Consider the following 3,874-nt stretch of genomic DNA (forward strand, 5'->3'; position numbering starts at 1 on the left):
ACGTCTCTGTTGTAAACGATCATGGCTATTGGCGTTCCAAGAGTTTTTTCTTCGAAAATTCCTGAAAGAATCTCAACCTCGTCCTTTTCCTTTCTCGGAGAAAACAGCCTTCCTCCCGGCTTTCTTCTGTCCAATTCTTTCTGTATATCCTCTTTTTTCAGTCTCAGCCCGGCTGGGCAGCCGTCGACTACGCAGCCTACAGCTTTCCCGTGACTTTCGCCGAAAGTTGTGACTTTGAAAACCTCTCCAAACGTGTTACCTGGCATTCACATCAGCTCCAAGCTTTTTGAGAACTTCAAAAAACTTCGGATATGAAATGCTAACGCATTCAGCTCTAAGAACTTTCAACTCTCCAAGCAGTCCGAGGAGGGAAAAAGCCATCGCAATTCTGTGATCTCCAAAACTGTCAACAACTCCTCTGAACTCTCTTTTTCCTCCTTCGATCACTATCTCATCCTGTTTGCATTCTACTTCAACTCCGAGCCTTTTCAAATTTTCGCAGATTGATTGAATCCTGTCTGTCTCCTTCATTCTAAGATGTTCGGCGTTGTATATCCTCGTTTTCCCCTCGGCTACAGCAGCTAAGACGGCAATCGTAGGAGCCAGATCTGGATTGTCCGAGGCATCGAAATCTATCCCCTCAAGCTCGGATTTTTCAGCTACTATTCTATTTCCTCTCCACGAAACTCTTCCACCCATTTCTCTTACAATGTCCACTATGACTTTATCTCCTTGCTTTGAATCAGTAACGTCTTCTATTGTAACTTTCCCTCCGATAACTCCGGCGGCTATTAAATAGCTCAGAGAGGAAAAGTCCGGAGGGATTACGAATTTTCTCAGTCTGTATTCGGATTCGTAAATATGGTAAGCGTTCCCTTCGACTTCTACTTTAATTCCGCTCTCCTCAAGAACGTGAAGAGTTACATCCACGTAGGGTTTCGATTTCAGGTTTTTAACTTTCACGACCGAATCTCCAACGAGAGGTAGCGAGAAGAGGAGAGACGTAACGAATTGGGAGCTTTTTCCGTCTATTTCCACTTCTCCAGCCTTCAATTTCCCTTCAATTTTGATAGGAGCTCTGAAATCGCTCCCGATTCCCTTCACGCGTACTCCAAGCTTTTTTAAAGCTAAGCAAAGCTCCCTGTTGGGTCGTTTTCTCAGCGAAGAATCCCCGTCCAAAACTCCCCAGCTAGAAGTAGCCGGGGAAAGGGAAAGAAGAATTCTTAGCGTGGTACCCGAATTCATGCAGTTGAAGTAGCCCTCAAACTTCTCAGCACTTCCGACGATCATCGTGTCCTTGCTCCTCCAAACCTCAGCTCCGGCTTTTTTGCATGAAAATAAGGTGGCTAAAGTATCGTCCGCTATTAGCGGGTTTTTAATTCTTGAGAGTGGAGAGAGGGAAGCGGCTATCAAAGCTCTGTGAGTGTAGCTTTTTGAGGGCGGAGCTTTCACGACCCCTTCTACTTCGCTTTTCCTAACAACTACCTCCACAGAAAATGGTCTGCTCACCTTTGATAAATGTTATCACGCATAAACTTCGAAAATGTTGTAGTACGTGTCTCTCCTCGCTGGAATTCTGCCGGCTTTTCTTATAGCTTTCACTATTTGCTCCACTCTGGCTGGGGTATGCTTCTTTCCTGTTGAGCTTATCACTTTTTCCTCAAGCAACGTCCCTCCGAAGTCGTTCGCTCCGAAATGCAACGAAAGAGAAGCGACATCAAATCCCTGAGAGAGCCAGGAAGCCTGTATGTTTCTGAAATTGTCGAGAACGATCCTTGAGATTGCTACAACCTTCAGATACTTCACTGGAGATGCTTTCTCAACTTTCAACTCGCTTCTTCCCGGCTGAAAAGTCCAAGGAATGAAGGCTGTGAAACCTCCCGTTTCTTCTTGAAGCTCTCTGATTTTCAGCAAATGCTCGATTATTTCCTCCTCTTTTTCCACGTGTCCGAACATCATCGTTGCTGTTGTTGGAATCCCAAGTTCGTGAGCAGTCCTCATCACTTCAAGCCACTCATCGCTCTTCCCTTTTTTGCTCAACATCGTTCTAACTCTATCCGAAAGAATCTCGGCTCCTCCTCCGGGAAGAGAGTCGAGTCCGGCTTTTTTAAGCCTGAGTAGAACCTCTTCGAAGTTCAACCCTTCAAGCTTCGCTAAGAAGATTATCTCCGGAGGAGAAAGGCTGTGGATGTGAACGGAGGGAAACTTCTCTTTTATCGAGGAGAAAATCTTTTCGAACCAAGCCAAGTCAAGTTCAGGATTCAATCCACCCTGCATTAGAATCTGAGTTACTCCGAACTCAACGGCTTTGGCAACTTTCCTTAAAATGTCTTTTTCCGAGAGAACAAACGCTTCGCTTTCATCTCTCGCATAAAAAGCGCAGAACTTGCACTTCGAAACGCATACGTTCGTGTAATTTATATTCGTGTCCACAACAAAAGTTACGAGTTCTCCGCATTTTTCTTTTCTTATTTTATCAGCGATTTCCCCCAATTCGTGAAGGCTCATAGAAAAGAGGTCATAGTAGTCCGTGGACTTTACACAGCTCTTCATATTCTCTCAACCCCCTCTCTTCTTTCTTCCCCATCTCGTGAATCAAAGCCTCGAAATACGTTTCAAGGAATTCTTCTGGAAGTCTGAATTTTCTGCTTGCCTCCTCTACAACAACATCGAGGTTTTCCCTACCCCATCTAACGGAATTTAAGACATTTTCGTCTATCTCATTTCCGCTTTCCTTCTTCGAAACAGCCACGCCGAATACCGCAGGAAAGCCGGTCAAATCCTTCCACTCCTCTCCTATGTCCATGGAGACTCTGTAAACCATTCTCGCTTTTATCGCTTCATCTCCAATTAAGAGAGCACTCTCGTAATTTTTCAGAATCTCTCTATAGCTTCCGTTCACTTGAACGACTTCGCTTTTTAAACCGTTCTCTTCAATTATTATTTTGAGCATGTTCACCGATGTCATCGACTTGGTTGTGGCTGCAATTTTCTCTCCGAGCTTTTTTCCCTTGGAAACAACAACTACGCTGTAAACCTCTCCATCCGAAGCTACGCAGAACTTATGCCTTTTTGGCTTTCTCTTGAGGTAGTAATAGCTTGGAACTGGTGCATAGTCAACATAATCTTTCTCGAAAAGTTCGGCAAGCGTTTTGGGATCTGCTTCAACAATTTCGTATTTTCCCTCTTTTTCCAACTTGTAATAAGCCAGAAAGTTGTTGATGAATCCGAACTTGCCTATTCGTAGCATTTTATCACGTTAAAGAATGAGTCTCTCTCAGCCGGAATTTTCCCGGCTCTTTTTATCATTTTCACGAGCCTTTCTACCGTCATCGCTCTTGGCGTTCTCGCTCCAGCAGAGTGAGCTATTTTCTCCCCCAAAACTGTTCCGTCAACATCGTTTGCTCCGTAATTTAAAGCTAAAGTCGCCAAATCTTCCCCCAGCATAACCCAGTACGCTTTTATTCCCTTAAAGTTGTCGAGAACGATTCTTGAGACGGCTATGGTTTTTAGAATTTTAACTGCGCTCGCTTTTTCCCCTCCAAGTTTCGTGTTCTCGGGATGATAGAGAAGGGGAATGAACGATACGAAGCCGTTTGTTTTTTCCTGAAGCTTTCTGAGTCTGTACAGATGAATCGCTATGTCTCTGTAACTTTCTACGTGTCCGAAAAGCATCGTAGCGTTGCTTTTAATCCCCAGAGAGTGGGCAATCTTCATAACCCTGAGCCACCTTTCGGCTGAAGCCTTCCTTGGGGAAATGACTTCCCTAACTCTCTCAGCCAGAATTTCAGCTCCTCCTCCGGGAAGCATTCTCAGTCCAGCCTCTTTCAGTCGGGACAAAAACTCTCTAACGCTCATCTTCTCTTTCTTTGAG

General features: G+C 44.6%; 5 protein-coding genes. All 5 read right to left on the bottom strand.

Annotated features, from left to right (window positions below):
- On the bottom strand, nt 1-266 hold a 266-nt coding region (locus tag F7C14_RS00500; RefSeq protein WP_290898471.1), incomplete at its 3' end, for a chorismate synthase.
- Entirely contained in the window at nt 256-1,491 is a 1,236-nt protein-coding gene (gene aroA / locus F7C14_RS00505; protein WP_290898474.1) for a 3-phosphoshikimate 1-carboxyvinyltransferase, read from the bottom strand. The genes F7C14_RS00500 and aroA, both read right to left, overlap by 11 nt.
- A gap of 33 nt (nt 1,492-1,524) precedes the next feature.
- Nucleotides 1,525-2,553: a cyclic dehypoxanthinyl futalosine synthase gene (gene mqnC / locus F7C14_RS00510; RefSeq protein WP_290898479.1), complete on the bottom strand. Its 1,029-nt coding sequence runs from the start codon at nt 2,551-2,553 to the stop codon at nt 1,525-1,527.
- Nucleotides 2,519-3,250, bottom strand: a complete 732-nt coding sequence (locus tag F7C14_RS00515) for a menaquinone biosynthesis protein (RefSeq protein WP_290898484.1) — start codon at nt 3,248-3,250, stop codon at nt 2,519-2,521. Before F7C14_RS00515 ends, mqnC begins: the two co-directional genes overlap by 35 nt.
- On the bottom strand, nt 3,238-3,874 hold a 637-nt coding region (locus tag F7C14_RS00520), incomplete at its 5' end, for a CofH family radical SAM protein (protein WP_290898489.1). The genes F7C14_RS00515 and F7C14_RS00520, both read right to left, overlap by 13 nt.

It is taken from the genome of Ferroglobus sp., assembly GCF_015521575.1.
Lineage (GTDB): Archaea > Halobacteriota > Archaeoglobi > Archaeoglobales > Archaeoglobaceae > Ferroglobus.

Excerpts from the sequence above, each read along its gene's own strand:
- mqnC (WP_290898479.1), bottom strand. The coding sequence starts at position 2,553 with ATGAAGAGCTGTGTAAAGTCCACGGACTACTATGACCTCTTTTCTATG.
- F7C14_RS00515 (WP_290898484.1), bottom strand. The coding sequence starts at position 3,250 with ATGCTACGAATAGGCAAGTTCGGATTCATCAACAACTTTCTGGCTTAT.